This window comes from Azospirillum soli (assembly GCF_017876165.1).
GTDB classification, from domain to species: Bacteria; Pseudomonadota; Alphaproteobacteria; order Azospirillales; family Azospirillaceae; genus Azospirillum; species Azospirillum soli.
Genome location: NZ_JAGINQ010000009.1, coordinates 73,111 through 97,866, shown reverse-complemented (window position 1 = coordinate 97,866; position 24,756 = coordinate 73,111). Strand labels below are relative to the sequence as shown.

At 65.8% G+C, this 24,756-nt stretch carries 26 protein-coding genes; 17 read left to right on the top strand and 9 right to left on the bottom strand.

Annotation, left to right across the window (positions count from 1 at the left end; genetic code table 11):
• The first annotated feature begins 65 nt into the window (after positions 1-65).
• Positions 66-908 (top strand): sterol desaturase family protein, encoded by an 843-nt coding sequence (locus J2852_RS15905; RefSeq protein WP_209877192.1) that lies wholly within the window; start codon positions 66-68, stop codon positions 906-908.
• Positions 909-947: 39 nt separating this feature from the next.
• On the opposite strand, the gene J2852_RS15900 is transcribed toward J2852_RS15905, so the two are convergent.
• A complete protein-coding gene (locus tag J2852_RS15900) occupies positions 948-1,853 on the bottom strand; it encodes a tetratricopeptide repeat protein (RefSeq protein ID WP_209877190.1) in 906 nt (301 codons plus the stop codon).
• A 162-nt stretch (positions 1,854-2,015) separates the two neighbouring features.
• Here J2852_RS15900 and J2852_RS15895 point away from each other — a divergent pair, with 162 nt between their 5' ends.
• Entirely contained in the window at positions 2,016-2,537 is a 522-nt protein-coding gene (locus J2852_RS15895) for a MarR family transcriptional regulator (protein ID WP_209877188.1), read from the top strand.
• A 76-nt stretch (positions 2,538-2,613) separates the two neighbouring features.
• Positions 2,614-2,979, top strand: a complete 366-nt coding sequence (locus tag J2852_RS15890; RefSeq protein WP_209877186.1) for a NifB/NifX family molybdenum-iron cluster-binding protein — start codon at positions 2,614-2,616, stop codon at positions 2,977-2,979.
• Positions 2,980-2,988: 9 nt separating this feature from the next.
• Here the strand turns inward: J2852_RS15890 and J2852_RS15885 are convergent, their stop codons facing one another.
• Entirely contained in the window at positions 2,989-3,681 is a 693-nt protein-coding gene (locus J2852_RS15885) for a sensor histidine kinase (RefSeq protein ID WP_209877184.1), read from the bottom strand.
• A gap of 214 nt (positions 3,682-3,895) precedes the next feature.
• Here J2852_RS15885 and J2852_RS15880 point away from each other — a divergent pair, with 214 nt between their 5' ends.
• Entirely contained in the window at positions 3,896-4,912 is a 1,017-nt protein-coding gene (locus tag J2852_RS15880; RefSeq protein WP_246499708.1) for an esterase-like activity of phytase family protein, read from the top strand.
• A 33-nt stretch (positions 4,913-4,945) separates the two neighbouring features.
• Here the strand turns inward: J2852_RS15880 and J2852_RS15875 are convergent, their stop codons facing one another.
• The gene (locus J2852_RS15875) at positions 4,946-5,539 is read right to left on the bottom strand and encodes a LabA-like NYN domain-containing protein (protein ID WP_246499706.1); all 594 of its coding nucleotides are present in this window, start codon (positions 5,537-5,539) and stop codon (positions 4,946-4,948) included.
• A 297-nt stretch (positions 5,540-5,836) separates the two neighbouring features.
• On the opposite strand from J2852_RS15875, the gene rpoZ reads away from it, so the two are divergent.
• Both rpoZ and J2852_RS15865 read left to right on the top strand, forming a co-directional pair.
• Entirely contained in the window at positions 5,837-6,283 is a 447-nt protein-coding gene (rpoZ, locus tag J2852_RS15870; RefSeq protein ID WP_209877180.1) for a DNA-directed RNA polymerase subunit omega, read from the top strand.
• An 88-nt stretch (positions 6,284-6,371) separates the two neighbouring features.
• Entirely contained in the window at positions 6,372-8,540 is a 2,169-nt protein-coding gene (locus J2852_RS15865; RefSeq protein ID WP_209877178.1) for a RelA/SpoT family protein, read from the top strand.
• A gap of 77 nt (positions 8,541-8,617) precedes the next feature.
• Here the strand turns inward: J2852_RS15865 and J2852_RS15860 are convergent, their stop codons facing one another.
• Positions 8,618-10,495: a LamG-like jellyroll fold domain-containing protein gene (locus tag J2852_RS15860; RefSeq protein WP_209877175.1), complete on the bottom strand. Its 1,878-nt coding sequence runs from the start codon at positions 10,493-10,495 to the stop codon at positions 8,618-8,620.
• A gap of 349 nt (positions 10,496-10,844) precedes the next feature.
• On the opposite strand from J2852_RS15860, the gene J2852_RS15855 reads away from it, so the two are divergent.
• The 8 genes from J2852_RS15855 (at position 10,845) to J2852_RS15820 (ending at position 17,596) form a co-directional block, all read left to right on the top strand.
• A complete protein-coding gene (locus tag J2852_RS15855; RefSeq protein WP_209877172.1) occupies positions 10,845-11,255 on the top strand; it encodes an HIT family protein in 411 nt (136 codons plus the stop codon).
• 113 nt (positions 11,256-11,368) lie between these two features.
• Entirely contained in the window at positions 11,369-12,103 is a 735-nt protein-coding gene (locus J2852_RS15850; protein WP_209877170.1) for a pyridoxine 5'-phosphate synthase, read from the top strand.
• Positions 12,104-12,113: 10 nt separating this feature from the next.
• Positions 12,114-12,569, top strand: a complete 456-nt coding sequence (acpS, locus tag J2852_RS15845; protein WP_209877168.1) for a holo-ACP synthase — start codon at positions 12,114-12,116, stop codon at positions 12,567-12,569.
• Positions 12,566-13,336: a signal peptidase I gene (gene lepB, locus J2852_RS15840; RefSeq protein WP_209877166.1), complete on the top strand. Its 771-nt coding sequence runs from the start codon at positions 12,566-12,568 to the stop codon at positions 13,334-13,336. Before acpS ends, lepB begins: the two co-directional genes overlap by 4 nt.
• A gap of 16 nt (positions 13,337-13,352) precedes the next feature.
• Positions 13,353-14,078: a ribonuclease III gene (rnc, locus tag J2852_RS15835; protein ID WP_209877484.1), complete on the top strand. Its 726-nt coding sequence runs from the start codon at positions 13,353-13,355 to the stop codon at positions 14,076-14,078.
• Positions 14,071-15,075 (top strand): GTPase Era, encoded by a 1,005-nt coding sequence (gene era, locus J2852_RS15830; protein WP_209877164.1) that lies wholly within the window; start codon positions 14,071-14,073, stop codon positions 15,073-15,075. Before rnc ends, era begins: the two co-directional genes overlap by 8 nt.
• 92 nt (positions 15,076-15,167) lie before the next feature.
• The gene (locus J2852_RS15825) at positions 15,168-16,580 is read left to right on the top strand and encodes a YcjX family GTP-binding protein (RefSeq protein ID WP_209877162.1); all 1,413 of its coding nucleotides are present in this window, start codon (positions 15,168-15,170) and stop codon (positions 16,578-16,580) included.
• On the top strand, positions 16,577-17,596 hold the full coding sequence (locus tag J2852_RS15820) for a YcjF family protein (RefSeq protein ID WP_209877160.1): 1,020 nt from the start codon (positions 16,577-16,579) through the stop codon (positions 17,594-17,596). Before J2852_RS15825 ends, J2852_RS15820 begins: the two co-directional genes overlap by 4 nt.
• On the opposite strand, the gene J2852_RS15815 is transcribed toward J2852_RS15820, so the two are convergent.
• The 3 genes from J2852_RS15815 to J2852_RS15805 all read right to left on the bottom strand — a co-directional run bounded on the left by J2852_RS15815 (position 17,597) and on the right by J2852_RS15805 (position 20,595).
• A complete protein-coding gene (locus J2852_RS15815) occupies positions 17,597-18,982 on the bottom strand; it encodes a hypothetical protein (protein ID WP_209877158.1) in 1,386 nt (461 codons plus the stop codon). It abuts the gene before it with no gap.
• Between the two features lie 55 nt (positions 18,983-19,037).
• Positions 19,038-19,583 (bottom strand): BON domain-containing protein, encoded by a 546-nt coding sequence (locus J2852_RS15810; RefSeq protein WP_246499741.1) that lies wholly within the window; start codon positions 19,581-19,583, stop codon positions 19,038-19,040.
• Positions 19,584-19,794: 211 nt separating this feature from the next.
• Complete coding sequence (locus tag J2852_RS15805; protein ID WP_209877154.1) at positions 19,795-20,595, bottom strand: N-acetylmuramoyl-L-alanine amidase family protein; 801 nt, start codon at positions 20,593-20,595, stop codon at positions 19,795-19,797.
• A gap of 228 nt (positions 20,596-20,823) precedes the next feature.
• Between J2852_RS15805 and J2852_RS15800 the strand changes: the two genes are divergently transcribed.
• Positions 20,824-20,991, top strand: a complete 168-nt coding sequence (locus J2852_RS15800) for a hypothetical protein (protein WP_209877152.1) — start codon at positions 20,824-20,826, stop codon at positions 20,989-20,991.
• 208 nt (positions 20,992-21,199) lie between these two features.
• Here the strand turns inward: J2852_RS15800 and J2852_RS15795 are convergent, their stop codons facing one another.
• Positions 21,200-21,589, bottom strand: coding sequence for a hypothetical protein (locus J2852_RS15795; RefSeq protein WP_246499704.1), 390 nt, complete (start codon positions 21,587-21,589; stop codon positions 21,200-21,202).
• A 151-nt stretch (positions 21,590-21,740) separates the two neighbouring features.
• Between J2852_RS15795 and purU the strand changes: the two genes are divergently transcribed.
• A complete protein-coding gene (gene purU, locus J2852_RS15790; RefSeq protein ID WP_209877150.1) occupies positions 21,741-22,607 on the top strand; it encodes a formyltetrahydrofolate deformylase in 867 nt (288 codons plus the stop codon).
• Positions 22,608-22,642: 35 nt separating this feature from the next.
• On the opposite strand, the gene J2852_RS15785 is transcribed toward purU, so the two are convergent.
• Entirely contained in the window at positions 22,643-23,455 is an 813-nt protein-coding gene (locus J2852_RS15785) for a response regulator (RefSeq protein WP_209877148.1), read from the bottom strand.
• Between the two features lie 660 nt (positions 23,456-24,115).
• On the opposite strand from J2852_RS15785, the gene J2852_RS15780 reads away from it, so the two are divergent.
• Positions 24,116-24,652, top strand: coding sequence for a hypothetical protein (locus J2852_RS15780; protein ID WP_246499703.1), 537 nt, complete (start codon positions 24,116-24,118; stop codon positions 24,650-24,652).
• Positions 24,653-24,756: the final 104 nt, after the last annotated feature.

Genomic DNA, 24,756 nt, shown 5'->3' with positions numbered 1-24,756 from the left:
GGGCCATTCTGGTACAAGGTCCCGACCGCGCCGATATGGATGTGAGGACCCCGAAGGGACGCACCATGAGCGAAGCCGCGTTGCGCCTGACCATCTTCGCCGGCATCTTCGTCGCCGTCGGACTGCTGGAGTTCGCCTTCCCGAAGCGCCCGCTGCGGGTGAGCCGCTGGCGGCGCTGGGGCATCAACCTCGGCCTCGTCGTGCTGGACGTGGTCATTCTGCGCGTCACCATCGGCGCGCTGGCCTTCGCCACGGCGATGTACGCCCAGGCGCGCGGCTGGGGTCTGTTCAACCTCGTGGACCTGCCGTTCTGGGCGGAGGCGGTCGCGGCCTTCCTGATCCTGGATTTCGCCGTTTACCTCCAGCACGTCGCATCACACGCCGTGCCGGTTCTGTGGCGGCTGCACCGGGTGCACCACGCCGATCTCGACATCGACTTGACATCGGGGCTGCGTTTCCACCCCATCGAGATTCTGCTGTCGATGCTGTTCAAGGCCGCCGTCGTCGTGGCCATCGGCGCGGATCCTTGGGTGGTCCTGCTGTTCGAGGCGGTGCTGAACGGGTCTGCCGTCTTCACCCACGGCAACGTCCGCCTGCCGGAGTGGCTCGACGCCGCTTTGCGCTGGATGGTGTGCACGCCGGACATGCACCGCGTCCACCACTCCATCGACCGGACGGAGACCGACACGAACTACGGCTTCTTCCTGTCGGTGTGGGACCGCCTCTGCGGCACCTACCACCGCGCCCCGCCGAAACGCGGCCACCAGGGCGCCGTTCTCGGCCTCGCCGACCACCAGGAGCAGGGCAAGCTGGGTTTGCTGAGCCTGCTGGCGATGCCGTTCTCCGATGCTCCGCGTGGGCGCGGGGCGGACAAGGGAGGGAGCCGAGGCAAGGCCGTGGGAGGGTGAGTTTCCGGCGCTTATGAACACATAAGGGAGGCCTTGCCCCTACGACCGCCCACGTTCCTTGGATGGCTCGACCTTGGGGCGCGGAGAGGCTTTGGGGGCAATCGGATTCGGTATGGCGTCGTCGGGGATGGCGCCGGTCGCGCGGGCCTCGCGGTAGTAGGCAAGGTTCTTCTGCACCGACGCATCGTCGAGATCCAGGCGGGCCATCCGCGCCGCTTCCTCGTCGCGGCCGGCGAGGCCGTAGGCGAGCGCCAGATTCTGGCGCTGTTGCGCGGTGGCGGCCGGGTCGCGGGCCAGCGGTTCCAGGATGGTGATCGCCTCGGTCGGCTTGCCGGACACCAGAAGCGAGAAACCCAGGTTGTTGCGCGCGGAGCGATCCTTGGGCGCCAGGGTCAACGCCAACTGATACTGCTGCTGCGCGCCCGCGTGGTCGCCCATCATGTCCTTGGCGACACCGAGGCCGGTCAGGGCGCGCACGTCCTTCGGCTCGCGGCTGAGGAGGGAGGCGTATTGGCGGGCCGCTTCCTCCGGCTGGTCCATGGCGATCAGCGTGCGGGCGTAGCCGCGCAGCGCGTCGCCGTTGGTCGGCTCGCGGGTCAGGGCGGTGCGCCAGGCGTCCAGCGCCTCGCGCGGGCGGCCGAGGTCGGTCAGGGCGGCGGCGAGGCCGAGCAGCGGTTCCACCTTGTCCGGCATGGTCTCGTGGGCGCGGCCGAACAGCGTGCTGGCGGTGTTTAGGTCACCTTGCGCCTGCGCTTGGGCGGCGATGCGCATCAGCGAGCCGTAGCTGGCGTTCTGGCTCTGCGTCGCGGCGGGTTTGGCGGCCTCGTCGCCGAATGTCCCGCAGCCGGCGAGCGGAAGCGCCGACAGAGCGGCGACCAGCGCGGCGGCGCGCAGCCGGCGAGAGAAGCGTGAACGGTCGAAGGGGCCGTGACAAGTCGTGAACATGCGCAACCGTCGATGATGGCCTGATGAGAGGCAGGGCGGAGAGTGTTGCGGACGGCCGGCACTTTCGCCCCTCAGAGTTAACATATCTTAAACAGTTAGCTCCCTAGGGTGATTTGCTTGAAGAAGGCGGTTCCAGAGCCATCAAAGAAGAACCAAAGACCCATGTCCACGCTCGCCCAGCCACAGAACGAAGACGCCGCGCGCAAGGACAAGGCGACGGCCACCCAGATGTATCATGAGGTGGCCCGCATCATCGAAAGGATGCACCGCCGATTCTTGGACGTGCTGCGGATCGAATTGGGCCGCATCGGCATCGACGACATCAGTCCGGTGCAGGTGATGATGCTGCTGAACATCTCCAACGGAGAGATCAGCGTGCGCGACCTGATCGAGCGCGGCTACTATCTGGGCTCCAACGCGTCGTACAATCTGAAGCAGCTGGTGGATACGGGCTATGTGGACCGCTCCGCCTCGCCGCGCGACAAGCGCGCCGCCCGCCTGAAGCTGTCGGCCAAGGGCACGGAGCTGTGCGAGCAGCTGCGCCGCATGGCCTCGCTGCATTCCGAGGGGCTGATCCGCACCGACGACGACACTCAGGATTTCGAGGTGACCTACCGCACGCTGCGCCGGCTGGAGCGCAAGTGGACGGACGTCATCCGCTCCGACGAAACCGACATCCTCTGACCTTCATTGATTTCCCTCAGTGTGCACGACAATCCGTCGTGCCACGGTGGCGTGCACGCCATGAGGGAGATGCCGCATGAAGTTCGCCGTCGCCACCCAGGATTTCCGAACCATCGCCACCCACGGGGGACGCGCCCGGCGCTTTCTGGTGCTGGAGGCCGAGGCCGGCGGCGTGCCCGTCGAGGTCAAGCGTATCGAGCTGGGCGAGGACGAGGTGCTGCATGTGGCCGGCGACGGCCGTCCGCACCCGATCGACGAGGTTCAGGTGGTGGTGACCGGCTCTTCGGGGCAGGGCTTCATCAATCACATGCGGCGGCGCGGCATCGAGCCGGTGACGACGGTGGAAACCGATCCCGTTCAGGCGATCCGGGACTATTTCGCTGGAACGGTGAAGGCTGCCCCGGCGCCCGAACACCCGCATGACCATCACGACCACCCCTGAAGGGATACGCTAAATCGGGAAGCTGACGCTGGCGGTGGTGCCGGCGGCGTCGCTGTCGGTGGACAGGGTGTCGCCCAACTGCGCGGCAAGCGCCTCGGCCAGCATCAGGCCGTCTTCTGCCGTGGTGTCGAAGCCGGCGGGCAGGGCGCGGCCGTTGTCCTCCACGGTCAATCGGGCGCGGCTGCTGGTTTCCTGCGTCACGCTGATGCGGATCCAGCCCTGCTCCGGATAGGCGTGATGCAGGCTGCTGGTCAGCAGTTCGGCGATGATGAGGCCAAGCGGCATCGCCTCGTAAAGGCCGATCTGGATCGGGTCGGACTTGATCTCGATGGGGACGTTGGCGAGACCGCCGGGCGTGCCGTGCTTCACCGCGTCGGCCAGGGCCTCGACATAGTGTTGCAGGCCGACGTGGGTGCCCGAGCCGGATTCGTGCAGCTGCCGATAGAGGATGGCCAACGCCTCGATTCGCACCAGCGTCTGTTCGTAGGCGGCGCGGGCGTCCGGATCGCGGATGCGGCCGGCCTGGAGCTTCAGCAGGCTGATGACCAGCTGCAGGCTGTTCTTGGCGCGGTGCTGAAGCTCGCGCAGTTCGGATTCCAGCTCCCGGATGCGGAGGGCGAGCGGGTCCTCCGGCGCGTCCGGACCGGTGGCGGGACGATCCGGGGGCAGGGCGGCCGGCTGGTGCCGGGGGGGCATCGACATCACGCGAATCTCTGTTCGGACGGGACGAGTTCTACAAGGTCGAGAACAATTTATGCGCTTCCCCCCGCTCTCGGATTGGTTCTGAGGAAGTACCTCGGGGCGCATAGATCCTCCGGCCGGGCGGGGCAGGGGGCCTATGGCCTCGACATGATGTGGCACGCCCGAAAAGGCATTTCCAGATCGGATGGGCCGTGCTTCAGTGGCCTTCATGCGCATGAGAAATCTGACAATTTCCGTTCTGGCCGTGCTGGCGGTGGCCGGCGGCTGCGTCGCGGCGGCCGGTGTTGGCGAATCGAAGCGCGCTTTCCCGGTGGCGCTCGACAAGCAGCGCCCAGAGGCGGCGGAGGTCGGCGCCCTGCACTTTCGAGGGGCTATCGAGCTGCCCGACGGCGGCGGCGTGGGTGGGCTGTCCGGCTTATGGGTGAGCGGCGACGGCAACCGCTTTGTGGCGATCAGCGACAATGGACGGACGCTGACGGGCCGGCTGGCCTACGACGCGGCGGGACAGCTGGTCGGGGCCGGCGACTTCGCGGCACGGGATCTGCCGCTTGATGAGCGCAAGGGGCGAACGGGCCGCATGAACGATTCAGAGGAGCTGGCGCGGTTGGTCGATGGTTCCTGGCTGGTGTCCTTCGAACGGAATCACCGCATTCTGCGCTACCGCTCCGGCCCGGAGCGTCCGGAAGGCGAACCGGCGCCCTTGCCCACCCCGCCGGGGCTGGAGGACGCGCCGCCCAACGGCGGGCCGGAGGCGATGGCCGCCCTGGCGAATGGGCGGCTGCTGGTGATCGAGGAAGGCAATGACGACGGAGTCGTGGAGCACCGCGCCTGGATCGGCAAAGCGGGGCTGAAGGCGCGCGGCGACTGGCAGGCGCTGACCTACCGGACGGCGCCGCGATTCCGCCCGACCGGGGCGGCGCCGCTGCCGGACGGGAGCGCGCTGGTTCTGGAACGATACGTGTCTCTGCTGGGCGGCTGGGCGGCGCGAATCGTTCATGTGCCGGCCGACGCGTTGCGGCCGGGCGCGGTCATAGATGGTGTGGAGCTGGCACGGCTGGAACCGCCGCTGCTGGTGGACAACTTCGAAGGGATCGCGGTGCGGCCGGGGCCGGATGAGGAGACGATGGTCTATATCGTGTCCGACGACAACCGCAGCGCGCTCCAGCGCACCTACATGATGATGTTCGCGCTGCCGGCCAAGGCGTTGAAGCCGGCGCTGGCGCGGCGCTAATCCCAATCGTTTCAGCGCCGCGCCGGTGCGGGATCAGACGTTGTCGTAGAGGCCGTTCGGTCCCTGGTCGTGACCGCCGCCCATCCCACCGCCCATGCCGCCGGCGTTCATCACCGGGTCGCGGTGATGATGGACGCGGGCGATGCTGGGGGCGAGGTCCTGAAGCTCGATGAAGTTGTCGGCCTGACGGCGCAACTCGTCCGCGACCATCGGGGGCTGGGAGCGCACGGTGCTGATGACGCTGACGCGCACGCCCTTGCGCTGAACCGCCTCGACCAGCCGGCGGAAGTCGCCGTCGCCGGAGAAGAGCAGGATGTGATCGACATGCTCGGCCATCTCCATGACGTCGATGGCGAGTTCGATGTCCATGTTGCCCTTGATCTTGCGGCGGCCGGACGCGTCGGTGAATTCCTTGGTCGGCTTGGTCACCATCGTGTAGCCGTTGTAGTCCAGCCAGTCGACCAGCGGCCGGATCGGCGAATACTCCTGATCCTCGACAAGGGCGGTGTAATAAAAGGCGCGCATCAGCCGCCCTTCGGAAGCGAAGCCGTCGCGAAGCCGCTTGTAATCGATGTCGAAGCCGAGAGCGCGGGCGGCGGCGTACAAATTCGCGCCGTCGATGAACATTGCCAGTCGTTCTTCTTTATAAAAAAGTTTTGTAACATCCTTCGGCAAAGTTGCATTGCGTTCCAATGTCGTATTCCTTCTACAAGTGATTGTATTATATCTTCGGCGTACGCGAAATTGCGGTGCGCCAGATGTAGAAACTAGGGTGTCGTCTTCGCCGGAGCAAGGGGGCGGATTTGCGGCTGCGGGTGCGGGCGGAGTACGGCGGGCGGGTCCGATTCAGGTTCTAAGCGCTTGCGCCGACGCTGGCCGATCAATATATTCAAATGCCTTCGCAGATCCCGGAGTTGGTTTGGTATGGCCCGCGTTACCGTCGAAGATTGCGTCCTCAAGGTTCCGAACCGGTTTGAGCTGGTGATGATGGCGGCCCAGCGCGCGCGTGAAGTCGCGTCCGGCGCTCCGCTGTCGATCGACCGCGACAACGACAAGAACCCCGTCGTTGCCCTGCGCGAGATCGCGGACGAGACGGTGTCGCTCGATCACCTGAAGAACTCCCTGATCAAGGGCCACCAGAAGCACGTCGAGCCGGACGAGCCCGAGGAAGAGATCGTCGAGCTGATGGCCGGCGAGCACGACTGGGCCGCGCGCAGCGACAACTCGCTGGACGACGAGGACGGCATGAGCGAGGCCGAAGAGGTCGGCGAAGGCGAGGACATGCTCTCCGACATGGACGGCGACCCCGAGGCCGCCTTCGGCATGACGGAGGATGATGTCGTCGGGCGCGATGCCGACGGGGACATCTGATCCTGGCCGCTCGCGAGGGTACGGGGGCCGAAAGGCCCCCTTTTCGTCTCAACGCTAACAAGGCGCTTGGTGCGCCGGGTCCGGTGGCATGATCCGGCAATATGAGCTTGTCGAACGCGTCCGGGCGTACGACCCCTCGGCCGACGAGGATTTGCTCAACCGCGCCTATGTCTTCTCCATGAAGGCGCACGGGTCGCAGACCCGCGCCTCGGGCGATCCCTACTTCCTCCACCCGCTGGAGGTCGCCGGCATCCTGACCCAGCTGAAGCTGGACGCCGGCACCATCGCGACCGCGCTGCTGCACGACACGGTCGAGGACACGGTCGCCACGCTGGAGGACATCGAGAAGCTCTTCGGCAAGGAAATCGCGCGGCTGGTCGATGGCGTGACCAAGCTGTCGCGGCTGGAGATGCACAGCGAGCAGGCCAAGCAGGCGGAGAATTTCCGCAAGCTGGTGCTGGCCATGTCGGAGGACATCCGCGTCCTCCTGGTGAAGCTGGCCGATCGGCTGCACAACATGCGCACGCTGTTCCACCTGAAGAACCCGGACAAGCGCAAGCGCATCGCCCGCGAGACCATCGAGATCTACTCGCCGCTGGCCGAGCGCATCGGCATGCACCAGGTCAAGGACGAGCTGGAGGATCTGGCGTTCGCCGAGCTGAACCCGGACGCCCGCGACAGCATCCTGGCGCAGTTGGCCCGCCTGCGGTCGGAAGGCGAGAACCGCGTCCAGCGCATCATCGACGAGTTGCGCGAGACGCTGGCGGCGGATGGACTGCCCGACGCGACGGTGACGGGCCGCGAAAAGACCGCTTATTCGATCTGGCGCAAGCTGCAGCGCAAGAACGTCAGCTTCGAACAGCTGTCCGACATCATGGCCTTCCGGATCATGGTCGAGACGGTGCCGGAATGCTATCAGGCGCTGGGCGTCATCCACGCCAACTATCCGGTCGTGCCGGGGCGCTTCAAGGACTACATTTCCACGCCCAAGCCGAACGGCTACCGCTCGCTGCACACCGGCGTCATCGGCCCGGAGCGCAACCGCATCGAGGTGCAGATCCGCACCCGCGAGATGCACGAGATCGGCGAGCTGGGCGTTGCCGCCCATTGGGCCTACAAGCAGGGCCAGCCGCGCACCGGAGCCCGCGAATACCGCTGGCTGCGCGAGTTGCTGGACATCCTGGAGCACGCCCAGAAGCCCGAGGAGTTCCTGGAGCACACCAAGCTGGAACTGTTCCAGGATCAGGTGTTCTGCTTCACGCCCAAGGGCGATCTGATCGCGCTGCCGCGCGGGGCGACTCCGGTGGATTTCGCCTACGCGGTGCACTCGGCGGTCGGCGACCATTGCGTCGGCGCGAAGATCAACGGGCGCATGCTGCCGTTGCGCACGCAGCTGCAGAACGGCGATCAGGTCGATATCATCACGTCGAAGGCGCAGACGCCCGTTCCGGGGTGGGAGCGCTTCGTCGTCACCGGCAAGGCGCGGGCGCGCATCCGCAAGTTCCTGCGCACCCAACAGCGCGCGCAGTACGTCGAACTGGGCCGCGCGATCCTGCAACGCCAGTTCAAGGCGGAAGGCTACGAGTTCTCGGAAAAGGCGCTGGACGGGGTCATCAAGATCTTCCAGCAGCCGAGTTCCGAGGATCTGCTGGCCAGCGTCGGGTCCGGTCTGCATTCGGGCCGCGAGGTCTTCCACGCCGTCTTCCCCGGTCACAAGCCGCACGTTCCGACGCCGAAGGAAGGCGACGACAAGAACGCGATCACCATCCCGAAGCCGAAGCCCAAGCACAAGGGCAAGGATTCGCCCCTGCCTATCAAGGGGCTGATCCCTGGGATGGCCGTGCATTACGCCCGCTGCTGCCACCCGCTGCCGGGCGACCGCATCGTCGGCATCGTGACGACGGGCAAGGGCGTGACGATCCACACCATCGACTGCGAAACGCTGGAGAGCTTCCACGAGTCGCCGGAGCGCTGGATCGACGTCGCCTGGGACATCGGCCCCGACAACCCCGAAGAGCATGTCGGCCGCATCACGCTGGTGGTGAACAACGAACCGGGATCGCTGGGTACGCTGTCCACGGTCATCGGCAAGAACGGCGGCAACATCACGAATCTGAAGATCACCAGCCGGAACACCGATTTCTTCGAGCTGCTGATCGACATCGACGTGAAGGACGCCAAGCACCTGACCAACATCATGGCGGCGTTGCGGGCGACCCCCGCGATCAACTCCGTGGACCGGGCGCGGGGGCGCTGACCGCAGGGGTTTTGAGAGCCTCTCCCTTATCCGCTGGGACCCGGCGGATAAGGGAGATGGGCAAGCTACGGCCCCAGTCACATCTTCTGTTGATAGATGTTCTGAGCGAACGGCCAGCGCCACAGCAGATCGTCGGTGGTCACGCTGCGTTTCTTGAGGAAGTCCACCAGTTCTCGCGACGGAGCCGAGGTGAAGCCGTTGACGTTCGGGTCACGGTTGAAGTTGGCGATGGTGTAGAAGTTCCAGTGTCCGCCCTCGTTCTTGAACGTGCTTAGATACGGGTCGAGAATGTCGGCTCCGTTGAAATGGATGTCCTTCATCGCGTTTCCGGGAACATCCACCAATTCCCAGCGGGCATACTGGGTCGGCAGGATCGATTTGCAGAACGCGATTTCGTTGGCTTGAAGCACCCCGTCCAGAAGCTGCCTTGTGGGCGGGTAGAACGGGAAGGCGAAATCGTCCGAATGATCGTGGAGCAGGGAAAGCTTGCCCCAATCCTTGGCAATTGCGACCGCAGTCGAGTTCACGTTGCCGACGTAATCGTTGTAGGTGGAGATGACGCTGGTGCGCAGCGTGGCGCAGGTGCCGATCAGGCGTTTGTTCATCTCGTAAAGGATGCTGGCCGAGTCGTCTTTCGGAATGGCAAAGCGCATCAGGGCGAAGATCAGAGCCATCGCCGCCGAACCGGTTTCGCCGGGCTCCACCTCCTCGTCTTCGTTTCCGTTTCCGTTGGTCAAGGCGCCTTCGCCGGCCAGCGCGGGGACCGGGGCGGCAACGGCGCACAGCAGGAATTCCATAAGCGCCTTGGAGATTTCCAAGCCGGTGTCGAGATCGACCGATACCGACGCCGTCTGGGGCGCGACGTTGGCGGAATAAGCGTTCGCCAGGGCCGTGGAGACGTTGTTGTAGTAGGAATTCGCGAACTGGGTGGCGAGGTTGGCGTACTCATAAACCGACTGAAGGGTGTGAATCTCCTTGAGCAGCTGCTCCTTCACCGTATTGAAGGCGTTGGCGTAAAGTGCGGCGTCACTGCCGTTGGGAGTGTTCGGGGTGGCGTGGTCGATGGCGGACGGCAGCGTGCTGGGGGTGATCTTCACCGGATTCGGGTAGAGCTTTGTCCGGAACGCCGTCAGGTCAGCCTCGGCAGCCTGAATGGTCCCATTTTTGGCGAGCTGGTTCAGCAGATCATGGACCGCCAGTCTCTGCAGCCCGTCGTTCAAGGACGGGAAGGCCTGGAGCGGGGCGTTGAGGACGGCTTCGTTCCACGGATCGTAGAAGATCTGCGACGCGGAGTAGGCGAGGGTGCAGTTCTTCAGCGTTGCCGGCGTCGGCTTGCTGACGGCCGTGGCGACATCGAGATTCTTGGCCCGGCTGCCGTAGTTGCTCCAGAAAGGCCAGTAATTCACCAGACCCGCGGCATCGGGGCCGACGGGAGCGAAGGGAGTCGGCACGAAGTTCTGCCGGTTATTCCAAACGCGGACCTCGGTGATGTTGCCAAGGAAGCTGCCGTTGAGGTCCGATCCTTGATCCCAGTTGAAGTTTCCAAGGACGATGTTGCCGCCGACCTCGATGGGAAGTGAGAAAGGCTGCGTCTGGAGCTTCTTGTCCAAGGTCTGCGGAACGCCGTCCACATAGAAGGTGAGCTGGCCGTTCTCCAGCCTGACGGCGATCTGGTGCCATTCGCCGTCGGTTAAGGTTACGGACGGAGTCCAGCTTGCGGTTGCGTTCTCCGTTCTGTAATGCCAGTAGCGGGCTCCGATTTGATTTCCTTCTTTCAGGTAGAGACAGAAATAGCCGTTTTGGCCCATGTACCCATAGGAGATGGCGCTGAGAATCGGCTGGTATTTCTTGTAGGTGGTTTGAAAGTGAACCTCGATGGCGGTGAAGCCAGTAATATCCGTGTTGTCGAGCGTGGCTGATCCCCCAGCGGAGGTAAACGACACGTAATTGGGCATGTTATTCCTCGCTGCATGGAGGCCGAAAGATCGGCCATTCGGTTTTGGGTGGTTTGCCGGCGGGTTTGGGTGAATCGAACGCAACGGACAGTCGTGTGAACGCGCGTGCTCCGGGCCGCCTGCCGCTCGCAAGGCGGGATATGTCTCCAGAAATGTTCGTATTTCAATAATTCCTATGACAATCAAATCGCGTCAATGGGGAAGATGCGGTTGTCAAGGACGCTATCGTACAGGTGGGTTGTCGGGATGGTGGCAGGGTCCTGGGTATCCTATTCCTTGCAATGTCCGCCCCGGTGTGCAGGGTTCTGGAATGGAATTGCCCGGCCAACGGGCTTGGAAGGGAGGAAACATGTCCGAAACGACCATCTTCAGCCGCCTGATCGCTGGCGAACTGCCCTGCGCCAAGGTTTATGAGGACGAACAGACCTTCGCCTTCATGGACGCGGGGCAGGTCAATCCCGGCCATGTGCTGGTGGCGCTGAAACGGCCGGCGCCGACGATCCTGGATGTGAGCGAGGACGAGGCGGCGGCGCTGTTCCGCACCGTGCACCGGGTGGCGAAGGCCGTGCAGGCGGCGTTCGAGCCCGAGGGCATCACGCTGCTTCAGGCCAACAAGGCGGCGGGCTGGCAGACGGTGCCGCACATTCATATCCATGTTGTGCCGCGCTATGAGGGCGACGGGGCCGATCTGGTGTGGCCGCGCAACAATCCGCCGATGGACGAGCTGAAGGCGCTCGGGGCGCGGATCGTCGTGGCGTGATCGCCTCTCCGGGGATGAGGGCGTGACGGGACGCCGCACCACCGCTATATAGACGGGAACACCGAGCCCCGCCGGTCTTGCGCGGGGACGGTGGGATTCCGGAGTCTCGCCTTATGCCCCGTCCTCTTCGTCTCGGCGTGAACATCGACCATGTGGCGACCGTCCGCAACGCGCGGGGCGGGCGTGCCCCGGATCCCGTGCGCGCCGCGAAGCTTGCCGCCGAGGCCGGGGCGGACGGCATCACCGCGCATCTGCGCGAGGACCGGCGCCACATCATCGATTCGGACATCGAACGGCTGCGGGCCGAGGTCGCTCTGCCGCTGAACCTGGAGATGGCAGCGACGGAGGAGATGCTGGGCATCGCTCTGCGCACCCGGCCGCACGCCAGCTGCCTCGTCCCGGAGAAGCGGACCGAGGTGACGACGGAAGGCGGGCTGGACGTCGTCGGCAATTACGATTACTTGACGCGCTATGTGAGCGAGCTGGGGGCCGCGGGCGTGCGGGTGTCGCTGTTCATCGACCCAGAGCCGGCGCAGCTCGACGCAGCGAAGGCGTTGGGCGCGCCGGTGGTGGAACTGCACACGGGCGCCTATTGCGACGCGCCGGCCGGGACGGAGCGCGAGGCGGAGTTGGCGCGCATCGTTCGCGCCGCCGCGCACGCCGAGGCCATCGGGCTGGAATGCCACGCCGGGCATGGGCTGAATTACGAGACGGTGGGCGCCGTGGCGGCCATCCCGACCATCGTGGAGCTGAACATCGGTCATTTCCTGATCGGCGAGGCGATCTTCGTCGGGCTCGGCAACGCCATCCAGCGCATGCGCGCCCTGATGAAGGATTCTCGGGTGTGATGGGGCGCGCATGATTTTGGGCATCGGCAACGACCTGATCGACATCCGCCGCATCGAGCAGTCGCTGGAGCGCTTCGGCGACCGCTTCATCGACCGCATCTTCACCGACGTGGAGCGCGCGAAGTCGGAGCGGCGGGCGAGCGCCGCCGGACGGCACAGCGCGCGGGCGGCCAGCTACGCCAAGCGCTTCGCCGCCAAGGAGGCCTGTTCCAAGGCGCTGGGCACCGGGTTCAAGGCCGGCGTGTTCTGGCGCGACATGGGGGTGGTGAACCTGCCCTCCGGCCAGCCGACGATGACGCTGACGGGCGGGGCGCTGGAGCGGCTGAAGGCGATCACGCCGCCGGGCATGCAGGCCCGCATTCACGTCACATTGACCGACGAATATCCGATGGCCGAGGCCTTCGTCATCATCAGCGCCGAACCGGCCGATACCCCCATCACCAGCTCGACGGCTTCCCCCGCATGACCATGAACAAAGAAACCGCCGTTACCGGCAAAACGAAGGATGCAGGCGGCTTTGCCGAGACGGTGAAGACGGTCTTCTATGCGGTGATCATCGCCTTCGGCGTGCGCACCTTCGCGTTCGAACCGTTCAACATCCCCTCGGGCTCGATGATCCCGACGCTGCTGATCGGCGATTACCTGTTCGTGTCCAAGTTCTCCTACGGGTACAGCAAATACACGGTGGCCTTCGGCTTCCCGGTCTTCGAGGGGCGCATCCTGGGCCACGCGCCGGAGCGCGGTGACGTGGCGGTCTTCAAGCTGCCGCGCGACAACAAGACCGATTACATCAAGCGCGTCGTCGGACTGCCCGGCGACACGGTGCAGGTCAGCGGCGGCGTTCTGATCATCAACGGCCAGCCGGTGAAGCGCGAGCGCATCGAGGATTTCGTCACCAAGGACGCGCTGGGCCGCGAGGTGCGCGTCGCGCAGTTCATCGAGACCCTGCCGGAAGGCCGCACCCACCGCATCATCGAAGAGACGGACAACGGCCCCCTGGACAACACGCCGGTGTTCAAGGTGCCGCCGGGCCACGTCTTCATGATGGGCGACAACCGCGACAACTCGCTCGACAGCCGTGTGCCGGCGCAGGTGGGGTATGTGCCGCTGGAAAATCTGGTCGGCCGCGCCGAATTCCTGTTCTTCTCGCTGGAGGACGGGACCCGCTTCTTCGAGGTGTGGCGCTGGCCGTTCGATCTGCGGTTCAGCCGTTTGTTCAGTGGGGTGAAGTGAGTTGAATCCTGATCGTATGGACGCGGATCTGGACGGTTTGGCCGCGTCGGTTGGGCATGTCTTCGCCGATATGCAGCTTCTGGCGGACGCCGTCACGCACCCGAGCCTGATGGGGCTGGAGCGCACGGGCCGGGGCGGCAAGCGGCCGGAGCATGGTCCGGGGCTGGCCTATGAACGGCTGGAGTTCCTGGGCGACCGGGTGCTGGGGCTGGTCGTGGCGGAATGGCTGCTGGAACGCTTCCCGCACGAGCGGGAGGGGGCGCTCGCCAAGCGGCACGCGTCGCTGGTGCAGCGCGAAGCAGTCGGGCGCGTTGCCGACGCCATCGGGCTGGGGCGCTATCTGCGCCTGTCGCCGGCCGAGGCGCAGGGCGGCGGACGCAGCAACCGCACCATCCTGGGCGACGCCTGTGAGGCGGTGATCGGGGCGCTGTATCTGGACGGTGGGATGGAGGTGGCCAAGCGCTTCATCCGCTCCGCCTGGGCCGACCAGATCGACCGGGTGCAGCCGCCGCCGGTCGATCCCAAGACGGCGTTGCAGGAATGGGTGCAGGGCAAGGGCAAACCTCTGCCAGCCTATGAACTGATCGAGCAGAGCGGGCCGGCGCATGAGCCGGTGTTCCGCGTCGGGGTGCGGGTGCAGGGGATGGAGCCGGTGATCGGCACGGGCCCGTCCAAGCGGATCGCGGAAAAGCAGGCGGCCAGCGCGTTGCTGCGCCAAGTGGGAGTGAAGGTCGATGACTGACGGTCACGACAAGGATATCGACGATAACGATTTCGAAGACGGCATGGACGACGGAACGGACGAAGCGGGCGGCCATGAGCCCGGCCGTCATGAGCCTGACAATCCGCGCTGCGGGTTCGTGGCGCTGGTGGGGGCGCCGAACGCGGGCAAGTCCACGCTGCTGAACGCGATGGTGGGCTCGAAGGTGTCCATCGTCAGCTCCAAGGTGCAGACGACGCGCACGCGGGTGCTGGGCATCACCATTGCCGGTGACAGCCAGATCATCTTTGTGGACACGCCCGGCATCTTCAAGCCGAAGCGCCGGCTGGACCGCGCCATGGTGGCGGCGGCCTGGCAGGGCGCGGACGACGCGGACCTCGTCGGCGTGCTCTATGACGTGTCGCGCAAGGGCATCGACGACGACACGCGCGGCATCGTCGAGAAGCTGAAGGAGCAGGGGCGCAAGGCCATCCTGATCCTGAACAAGATCGACCTCGTGCCGCGCGAGAAGCTGCTGGGCCTCGCGCAGTCCTTCAACGACGAGGGCATCTTCACGGACATCTTCATGCTGTCGGCCTCGACCGGCGACGGCGTGGAGCATCTGCGCGACTTCCTCGCCGCGCGCATGCCGGAGGGGCCGTGGCACTATCCGGAAGACCAGATCTCCGACATGCCCATGCGGCTGCTGGCGGCGGAGATCACGCGCGAGAAGCTGTTCCACCAGCTCCACCAGGAGCTTCCCTACGCCGCCACGGTCGAGACCGAGGTGTGGGAGGAGTTTGAGAACGGCTCCGTCAAGATTTCCCAGGTCGTCTTCGTGCAGCGCGAAAGCCAGAAGGCCATCGTGCTGGGCAAGGGCGGGACGCGCATCAAGGCGCTGGGCCAGGCTGCCCGGACCGAACTGGAGGAGATGCTGGAGCGGCGCGTTCACCTGATCCTGTTTGTCAAGGTGCGCGAGGATTGGGAGAACGATCCGGAGCGCTACTCCCAGTGGGGCCTGGACTTCGGGGCCAACTGACCCTGACAGCGTGACGCAAGGGTGGGGGTCTGTGACGGCGGGCGCGGATCCCCATATTGAAGGGCGGTTTTCCCTTCGGTTGAGCGTCGGACTTGCGCATTCCCGTCTTCAACGATCTGTTCGACGCCGGCACCCGTTTCGTGGAACGGGCCGGCGATCTGGTGACCGGCGGCATTCTGGAACAGGATGTCCGCCTGGGCGTCACAGGGCTGCGCCGGGCCGGCAAGACGGTCTTCGTCACGGCGCTGGTCGATAACCTGCTGAAGGCCGGGCGGCTGCCGTTCCTGGACGTGGTGTCATCCGGGCGGTTCCAGGCCGCAAGGCTGCGGCCCCAGCCGGACCCGGACGTTCCCCGTTTCGATGTCGAGCGGTATCTGGCGGCGCTGACCGGGCCGGAGCCGCATTGGCCCGAGCCGACGCGGGGCATCGGGCAGTTGCGGCTCTCGCTGCGCTACCGGCCGAACGCGGTCATCAAGCGGACGCTCCAGCCGGTCGCCACGCTGAATCTGGACATCGTCGATTATCCGGGGGAGTGGCTGCTCGACCTGCCACTGCTGCGGCAGAGCTTCGCCGAGTGGAGCACCCTGACGTTGGAACTGGCGGCGCGGCCGCCGCGCGACGAGTTGTCGGCGGCGTGGCGCGGCTGGCTGGCGACGGTCGATCCCGGCGCTCCGGCGGAGGAGGAGACGGCGCGGCGGGGTGCTGCGCTCTACACCGACTACCTGCACGCCTGCCGGCGCTCGGACAATGTGCTGAGCCTGATCCAGCCGGGGCGGTTCCTGGAGCCGGGCGAGTGGAAGGACGCGCCGCTGCTGACCTTCTGCCCGCTGCCCGGCGAAAAGCGTGGGCGCGGCAGCCTGTGGGCGCTGATGGAGGAACGGTATGAGGCGTACAAGGCGAAGGTGGTGCGCGGCTTCTTCTCCGAACATTTCGCGCGGCTCGACCGGCAGATCGTGCTGATCGACGTGCTGGGGGCGCTGAACTCCGGCCCGGCGGGGATGAGTGACATGAAGCGCGCCCTGGAGCTGAGCCTGGAGCCGTTCCGGCACGGCAGCGCGGGGTGGCTCGACTGGCTGTTCGGGACGAAGATCGACCGGGTGCTGTTCGCCGCGACCAAGGCGGACCACGTCGCCTCGCACCAGCACAACAGTTTGCGGCATCTGCTGGACCGGCTGGTGTCCGACGCGCGCTCCTCCATCCGGTTCGAGGGGGCACAGGTGGACACCATGGCCATCGCCGCGCTGAAATGCACGGAGACGGTGGTGAGCGAGCATGAGGGGCGGCAGTTGCGCTGCGTGCGCGGCGTGCCCATCGGGCGCGACCGGCCAACGGTGCTGTTCCCCGGCGAAATCCCGGAGAATGCCGACTTCCCGCCGGGGCGGGACAATCCCTACAAGTTCATGGCCTTCCAGCCGCCCGACAATCTGGCGCACGAGACGCGCGGCCTGCCGCACATCCGTCTGGATCAGGCTTTGCAGTTCCTGCTGGGGGATTACCTGGAATGACCGATTCCCGCACCCGCGAGGCGGAGTGGGTTCCGCCCATGGAACTGGACCCGGGACGGGCCGCGCCCGTGCCGGCCGCCGAGGAGGAGGCGATCATCGCCGGGACGGCGCCCAGAACCGCCGGCGAACGGTTGCCCGCGCTGCTGGCGGTCGATGATCGGCCGAAGAGCCGCGTCGGGCGGTGGCTGGTCGGGGCGGTCGCGGCGCTGGTGCTGGTGGCGCTGGGGTTTGACACCTGGGATTTGCTGAACCGGTCCTTTGCGACCAGCGTGGCGCTGGGCGCCCTGGTGGCATCGCTGGCGGTGGTCGCGGGCGGGGCGGCGGTGGCGATGCTGGTGGGCGAACTGCGCTCCCTGCGGCGGCTGCGCAGGATCGAGGCGCTGCGGCAGGAGGCGGAGCGGCTGTCCGGCGCGGTGGAACCGGGCGAGGCGGACCGCTTCGCCGGGTCCCTGACACGGTTGTACGCCGGGCGCACCGATCTGGCGCCGTCCCTGGAGCGGGTGAAGGACCATGTCACGGACGCGCACGATGACCATGAGGTGGTGCGGCTGCTCGACCGCGAGGTGATGGCGCCGCTCGACAGCCGGGCCTACCAGATGGTGCTGCGCGCGTCGCGGGACACGGCGGTGGCGACGGCGCTCAGCCCGGCGGCGGTCGTCGATCTCGCTGTGGTGCTGTGGCGGAACCTGAAGCTGGTGCGGGAGATCGCGGCGCTCTACGGCGCGCGGCCGGGCTATGTCGGTTCGCTGAAGCTGCTGCGCCGGATGCTCGCCAACATCGCCGTCGCCGGGGTGGCGGAGAGCGCGCACCATGTCGCGGTGGAAGCGCTGGGCGGGTCGCTGGCGGCGGCCATCTCCACGCGCATGGGGCAGGGGGTCATCAACGGGCTGCTGACCGCGCGGGTCGGCGTGACCGCCATGCACCTGTGCCGGCCGATCGCCTTCGGGGCGGAAAACCGGCCGAGCCTCGGGCAGATCCGCAAGGAGCTGCTGTCGCTGCCGAAGCAGGTGCTGTGATTAATCGAGCATCGGCAGGCCGGTTTCGATGCGCACCAGGGCGGACAGCAGCGGCGCGCCGATGTCGCGGCGGACGAAGTTGCTGGCGCGCTCGGCGGCGTTGATCGACGACTGGAAGGTCGTGCGCCAGCGGTCGTCGCCGTACATCGCCTTTTCCGCCTTGGCCTTCTGGGCGAGCAGGGCGGGGCGGCGGCCGGCGGCCTCGTCCACCATCCGGTTGAGGCGCTTCATCAGCTCGGCCGCGGTGGTGCCGTCGCCGCGCTTCAGCGCCGCCTCGATCAGTTCGGCGAAGGACTCGCCGCGGATGTCGATGTCCTGCACCTGCTCGGCGTAGGCGAGCGCCACGGCGGCGTCGCTGCGCCGCGCCAGCCGGCCGAGCACCGCCGGAATGGCCCAGGGATTCTCGTCCTGCACGGTGCGCAGCAGGTTCAGCGCGAGATTGCTGTCGCTCAGCTCCGCCGCCGCGACGGCCAGCTCCGGCGGGCAGCAGTCGCCCTTGGTCTCGCGGAACTTGGAGAACTGGGTTTCGACCGTGTTGAGGAACAGGGTGCGGGCGGCGGCCTCCTTGCCGGCGCGCAGCAAGGCCTGGGCGACAAGGCCCAGCTCCCAGGAACAGCCGCGTGCGGTGGCGTAGGCCTTGGCCTCCTCGGCCAGCTGGACGGTCAGGTTCACGTCGTTGCGCCATGCCGCCGCCTTGGCGATGTCGGCGAGGTTGTAGATGCGCGTCGAGCAGTCGGGGATCTGCCGGGTGATGTCCAGCGCCAGCTGGGTCTGACCCATTAGGGCGAGCGCGCGGGCGACGAACAGGTCCTGCCCCGCGCCATCGGCGGCGGCACCCCGGCGCACGGCGCTGACGAAGGGAGCGACGATCTCCTTGGCGCGCGCGCCGTCGCCGACGGTGTTGTAGGCGACGGCCAGCGACAGCCAGTCCCAGCGGGCCGCCGTGATCGGCGTTTCCACCGGCGGCAGCATCTCGCCGACGCGGTGCAGGAAGCACAGCGAGGTCAGCGGCTCGTTGCAGACCAGCGCGCGGATGCGCGAGCGGAATTCGTAGAAGTCGAAGTCGCCGACGAACTGGTTGGTGACGAGCTGAACCGCCAGCGGGCTGTCCGGATACTTCACCACGATCTCGTTCAGGAGCTTGTCGGCGTCCTTCAGAAGGCGGCTTTCCTCGGCGACGTCGTAGGTGTTGTCGGCCTGCCTGATCATCTGCATCGCCTGGACGAACAGGCGGTTCGCCGGCCCCTGGTCCTGCGCCTGTTGCGCGAACGCCGCGCCGCCCCCGGCCAGCACCAGCACGGCCGCGGCGGTCAGCGCCACCATGGTCAGGAACAGGACCGTGGCGAGGGCGGCTAGGCGGTGGGCGAGGACGGGCAGGAGTGCCATGGCGGCGGTTGACCTTGGGCGCTGGAGGAGGCGGGGCGCTGGAGGATGCGGACGGTTAGAGAAGGCGGACGTAGTTGACAACGCGCTGGACGTTGGGCAGCGAGCGGGCGTGATCGACGGCGCGGTCCACCTCGTCCTGGCTGACGCCCAGACCCATTAGATAGACAACGCCATTGACGGTATCGATGTTGTAATTCTGGCTGTGGATGCGGGAGTCGAAGGTCAGGCGGGTGCGCAGCTGGGTCGAAATCCAGGTATCGCGCGCGCTGTCCATCAGGCCCGACTCGTTGTCCACCTGAATTTCGTTGATGACTTCCTGCACGCCCTTGGCCTGCCAGGCGAGGCGGACGGCGTCCAGGCGCATCTGCGGGTCGGTCGCGCGCCCCGTCAGCAGCACCCGGCCGTCGTTGACGGTCAGCCCCATGCGCCGGTGCAGGTCCATGGAATGCTGGAACCAGAGGTGATTGATCTCGGCCTGGATCTGGGTGTCGTTGGCGAAGCCCTTCAGTCCGCGATGCTCGCTGGCGGCCACGCCGGCGGTGGCGGCGCCGCCGATCACCACGGGCGCGCAGCCGGATGCGAACGCCGTCACGGCGACCATCCCAACCAGCGCCCAAAGGCGGCCAAACCCTGCCACGCTCTGCCTCCGTCCCCCAGCCCGCCAAAGGGGCGAGCGGCGGGAAAAAGTCATGCTGCGGGCGCGTTGGCAATGGGGATTCTGGGGGCTTTTACGCGTCATCGTCTTTTTATTCCAGGGTGATGCACGAATGTTGCACTCGCTGCGGCTGCGAAGGCCGCAATCACGTGGACGGTCAGGCGAAGGGGGCGCGGGACACGATGCCCGCCAGTTCCCGCGCGAGCACCCGTGCGACCGTACGTCGCGCCTTGGCGTCGCGCAGGATCTCCTCATCGTGGGGGTTTGATAGGAATCCGGTCTCAAGAAGGACGGAGGGGATGTCCGGCGCCTTAAGCACGGCAAAGTTAGCGGATCGCATGGGGTTGTCGAGCAGGCGGAGGTCCTTGCCAACCCCCTTCACGATGGTGTGGCGGGCGACCAGCGAGGCGTGTTTGGTGTGGCGGGCGGTGAGGTCGAGGAGGATGTCCTTGACCACCTTCTTGGTGCCCTTCAGATCGGCCCCGCCCAACCGGTCCACCTGGTTCTCCTGATGGGCCAGGGCGGCGGCGAAAGCATCGGAACCTTTTTCGGACAATGTGTAGGCAGACAGGCCGCGCGCCTCGCGGTTGGGGGCGCTGTCGGCGTGGATGGACACGAACAGGTCCGCGCGCGACTCCCGCGCCATATCCACGCGCTCGTCCAGGGCCAGGAAGCGGTCGTCCTGGCGGGTCAGCTTGGCGTCGACCTTGTGCCGGGTGGAGAGCAGGCGCATCACTTCCCGCGCAATGTCGAGGGTGACGTCCTTTTCCTTCGTGCCGCGCGTGCCGATGGCGCCGGGGTCGATGCCGCCGTGGCCGGGGTCGAGCATGATCAGCCGCCGCCGCGCCGGCGGGCGGGCGGCCGTCTTCTCCGCCGCCAGGGATGCGGAGGGCAGCAGCACGCCGCTTCCAAGAAGGGGGAGCGACAGCGCGAGGTGGAGGAAGTGTCTGCGTTCCATGAGCCCCAAGCTCCGCCGCGTTCAGGCCGGCGGCGTCTCGTCCGCGTTAACCAATGGGTGCGCGAAAAAGGGTTGTCAAGGGACGAAGGTGGTAATCCCCACCAATGGCGCAGGGAAGATTTTCATACACCCGGGCATGGCCGGATGAAGATTCGACTCAATCCACTGCTTGCTTGAAGATACTCGCCGAAAGCGCTAAAATTTTAGCAATAAGCTTGGGAGGTCGCGATGTTGAGAAAAGCCCTGTTCAACATCATCCGGCAGGAGCAGCAAGAGGTCGAGGGTGAGCTCGAAAAGGAAGAGCGCAGCCCGGCTCCTGATGTTGGTCGTCTGGTTGCCTTGAAGCAGGAGGCGACAAGCCTTCGGCGCGAACTGGAACACTTTCGCGACGTCTGACGGACATTTTCGATCTCAAAGCGTGGAATTTGCAAACCCCTCTCCGGCGATGCCAGGGAGGGGTTTTGTCATCAAACGGAAACAGGCACGACTTTGGAAACGGCGGCATTTCGCCCGCGCTGCTTGCGGGTGATCTCCAAGAACCAGGATCCGAACTGGTCCGGCGCAATTCTCCCTCTCCCGCGAAGCGGGAAGGGGCATTGGCTTTTTATCCCAGCTTCACGTAGCCGCGTTCGATGATGCGTTCGGCGGCGTCGAAGACCGCCTGCATCTCCTCGTAGGCCTTGCGGATGCGGGCCAACTCCTCAATGGCCGCGGGGGCAGGGTGACGGGCTTCGGTCGCCTTCAGGCCAGCGCGGATGTAGTCGGCCCGCAATTCGGCCACGCGGACCGCCATGCGCAGGAAGGATTCCTGGTTGAGATGCGGGATCTCGCGCCCGATGACCTCGCAGTTGGCCTCCAGGACGGCCGCCTCCATGTTCTCCAGGAAATGCCGGATGCGGTGGCGCGACGTGCTGTCGGCCGCTTCCGGCGTTAGGAGCTTGTCCACCTTGCCCTTGGCGTACTCGCCGATGATCTTGCCGCCCATGGTCATCATGCACCTCTCCGGTCGAGGTCGTCAGTGTGCCATGAAAGTCTTTACCAAAAGCTGCCAATGTGATTGCCGCCAAAGCGATTGCCGGGTGCATCCGGCGGAGGTTCATGCTAGGGAACTCGCCCCCAATTTTTGCCCGCAACGGTAGGCGCGCATGTCCGAGACCGCTTCCGACTACATCCTGACCATCTCGTGTCCCGATACGGTGGGCATCGTCTATGCGGTGTCCGGATTCCTGGCCGAGCGGTCGTGCAACATCATCGACAGCGCGCAGTTCGGCGATCGCGTCTCGGGCCTGTTCTTCCTGCGCATCCATTTCTCGGCCGCGGCCGGTGGACCGTCGCAGTCGGAGCTGGAGGCGGCCTTCGCGGAGGAGGTGGCCAAGCGCTTCGCCATGACCTGGAAGCTGCACGACGCCAGCCGGCGCCAGCGCGTGCTGATCATGGTGTCGAAGTTCGGCCACTGCCTGAACGATCTGCTGTACCGCTACCGAACCGGCTATCTGCCCATCGAGATCCCGGCGATCGTCTCCAACCACCGCGACTTCTATCAGCTGGCGGCGTGGCACAACATTCCGTTCCATTATCTGCCGGTGACCAACGAGTCCAAGGCCCAGCAGGAGGCCCGCCTGCTGGAGATCGTCGAACAGGAAAACGTCGATCTCGTGGTGCTTGCCCGCTACATGCAGGTGCTGTCGCCGGCGCTGTGCCAGCGGATGGCCGGGCGGGTCATCAATATCCACCACTCCTTCCTGCCGAGCTTCAAGGGCGCCAAGCCGTACCATCAGGCGCACGCGCGCGGCGTGAAGCTGATCGGCGCCACGGCGCATTACGTGACGTCCAACCTCGACGAGGGGCCGATCATCGAGCAGGAGGCGGAGCGCGTGGACCACACCATGACGCCCGACGACCTGGTGGCCATCGGGCGCGACATCGAGAACATCGTGCTCGCGCGGGCGGTCCGTTACCACGTTGAACACCGTGTGCTGCTGAACGGCAACAAGACGGTGGTGTTCAAGTAACCCAGGGTCCTCACCGGCGGGCCATCACCGTCGGCTCAGTGCGGCCCCAGCGCCATCTTCGCTTCCTCGGGGTGGGGGGTGAAGACGGCGCGGGTGATCGCCTGCTCGATCTGCTCGCGGGTGAAGGGCTTGGGGATCACCGGCCCCAGATGCTCCAGGCCGCGCTTGGACAGCTCGTCCGGAAAGGCGGTCACGAAGATCACCGGCAGGAAACGCTGGCGGCGCAGTTCGCGGGCGACCTCGATGCCGTTGTCGCCCTCGGCAAGGCGGATGTCCATCAGCGCCAGCGTCGGGTTGTGTTCGGCGGCCAGCGCCAGAGCTTCGTCCATGGTGGCGGCGTTGCCGCACACGGTGTGGCCCATGCCACGCACGGTCTCCGCCAGATCAAAGGCGATGATCGCATCGTCCTCCACGATCAGGATCGTGGCGGTCAACCGGTCGCGCACCCTCTCGCGGGCACGGTTCAGACGCTCCACCGCCTCTTCCGGCGGCATTTCCAGGACCGAGGCGGCGTCGGCGAGTGGCAGATCCTCCAGATTGACCAGCAGGTAAAGGCGGCGGTCGGATTCGTCCAGGCTGTACAACGCCGCCTCGACCGGGTGTCGGGAAACGCGCGTCGCCGATTGGCCGGCGCTGTCCTGGAGGTGGTTCAGATGTCGGTACAGGGCGCCGCGTGACAGATCGGCTCCGGTCTGGTCGGTTCCGGCTTGGGCGCCCTTGTCCTCCAGGCACCATTCCAGTGTGCGCGTCACCAGGGCATCACCCTGAGCCGGCCCGCCGGTCAGGGCACGGGCGTATCGGCGCAGATAGGGCAGATGCTCCATCAGGTGGCGGGTGTTTTGATCCATGACTCTCCCCGTACCTCTCTGCAAAGCGGTTGGCTGGGCACCGCCGCGGTTCTTCGTGGCAAGAGAAATTGGAATTTGTTGCTTCCAAGGTTAAGTTCATATGGCGCAGTTCGCGCCATATCAGGAGTGAATTCAAAAGGGTTATTGGTGATAGCTGGAGCGGGTTACCTCGGACCGGTTAGTGTATTTCGGATATCCCCTTTCGATTGCGCGATGAGCGGCTCGCACGGGAACGGGCGCGGTGCGCCGCCTTAACGCTTGTGAAAGACTTATCCCGTCACTCTGGTATTGCGCCCCGACGCGGATCGCGATGGGGTTATGGCGAGTGTTCCCAAGACTGCGCGCCGTCACCATTCCCCCGGTGGCGGCGCTTTTTCGTCCAGCCGGATTCGTTCCCGCATACCGCACATGCGAAGCGTGCGGGAACAAACGGGAAAAGGGAGTGTTCTTGGGGCAATGGTGTGATTCCTCCCTGAACCGCCAGTTCCTGAAGCCGCCGCCCACGCCCCTCTTTGGGAACCGTGGGGGCGGCAATTTTTTTGCCGCTTGCAGCGCGCCGGTTGCTCGCGCACGCTTGCGCGCTGGATTGCGGGGCATTACTGACAGATCTCCCGTCCCACGGTGCTGCCCGCCCGTTGTCGTTTGGATTCGGAACCGCGTATGGAAGACCAAGAGTTCGACCCGTCCATGACCAACGGCATTCCGCCGGACGAGTTGGCCGACTTCCTGGCGTGGCGTCAGCGCGTGAAGGGCACCAACATCTCCGACAAGACCCTGCTGGCGACCGATTATCTCAATCACTTCAACGAGATCGTGATGCTGATCGAGATGATTCCGGACATGCCGGACATGCTGGAGGAGTGCCTGATCTGGCAGCCCAAGAGCTATGCCGAGCATTTTCGCGACAGCGGCTTTTCCGACAAGGACCTGGCGATTGAGGCGTACGAACATGTGCCGAGCAAGTTCAAGCGCCCCTTCGAGGACACCATCGCCCAGGCCCATCAGGTGATCCGCCACACGCTGGACCGGATCGGGGCCGACATCCAGGACGGCATGACGGACAAGCTGCGCCTGGATTGCCAGACTTCGGTGGCGATGATCCACCGCATCATCCAGGTCGCCAACGGCATCATCCACGGCACCGCCCACGTCATGGAGCAGGCGGAAATCGACCTGTACCTCAGCGCTGGCGCGTGAGCGCCCACCCTCCCAGCGTAAACGGTGATTGCTTGTGCACCCACCATTCTGTCGTTGCATGGCTCAAAGGCTGAGCAGCGCACTACAGTAATGAATCCATACAA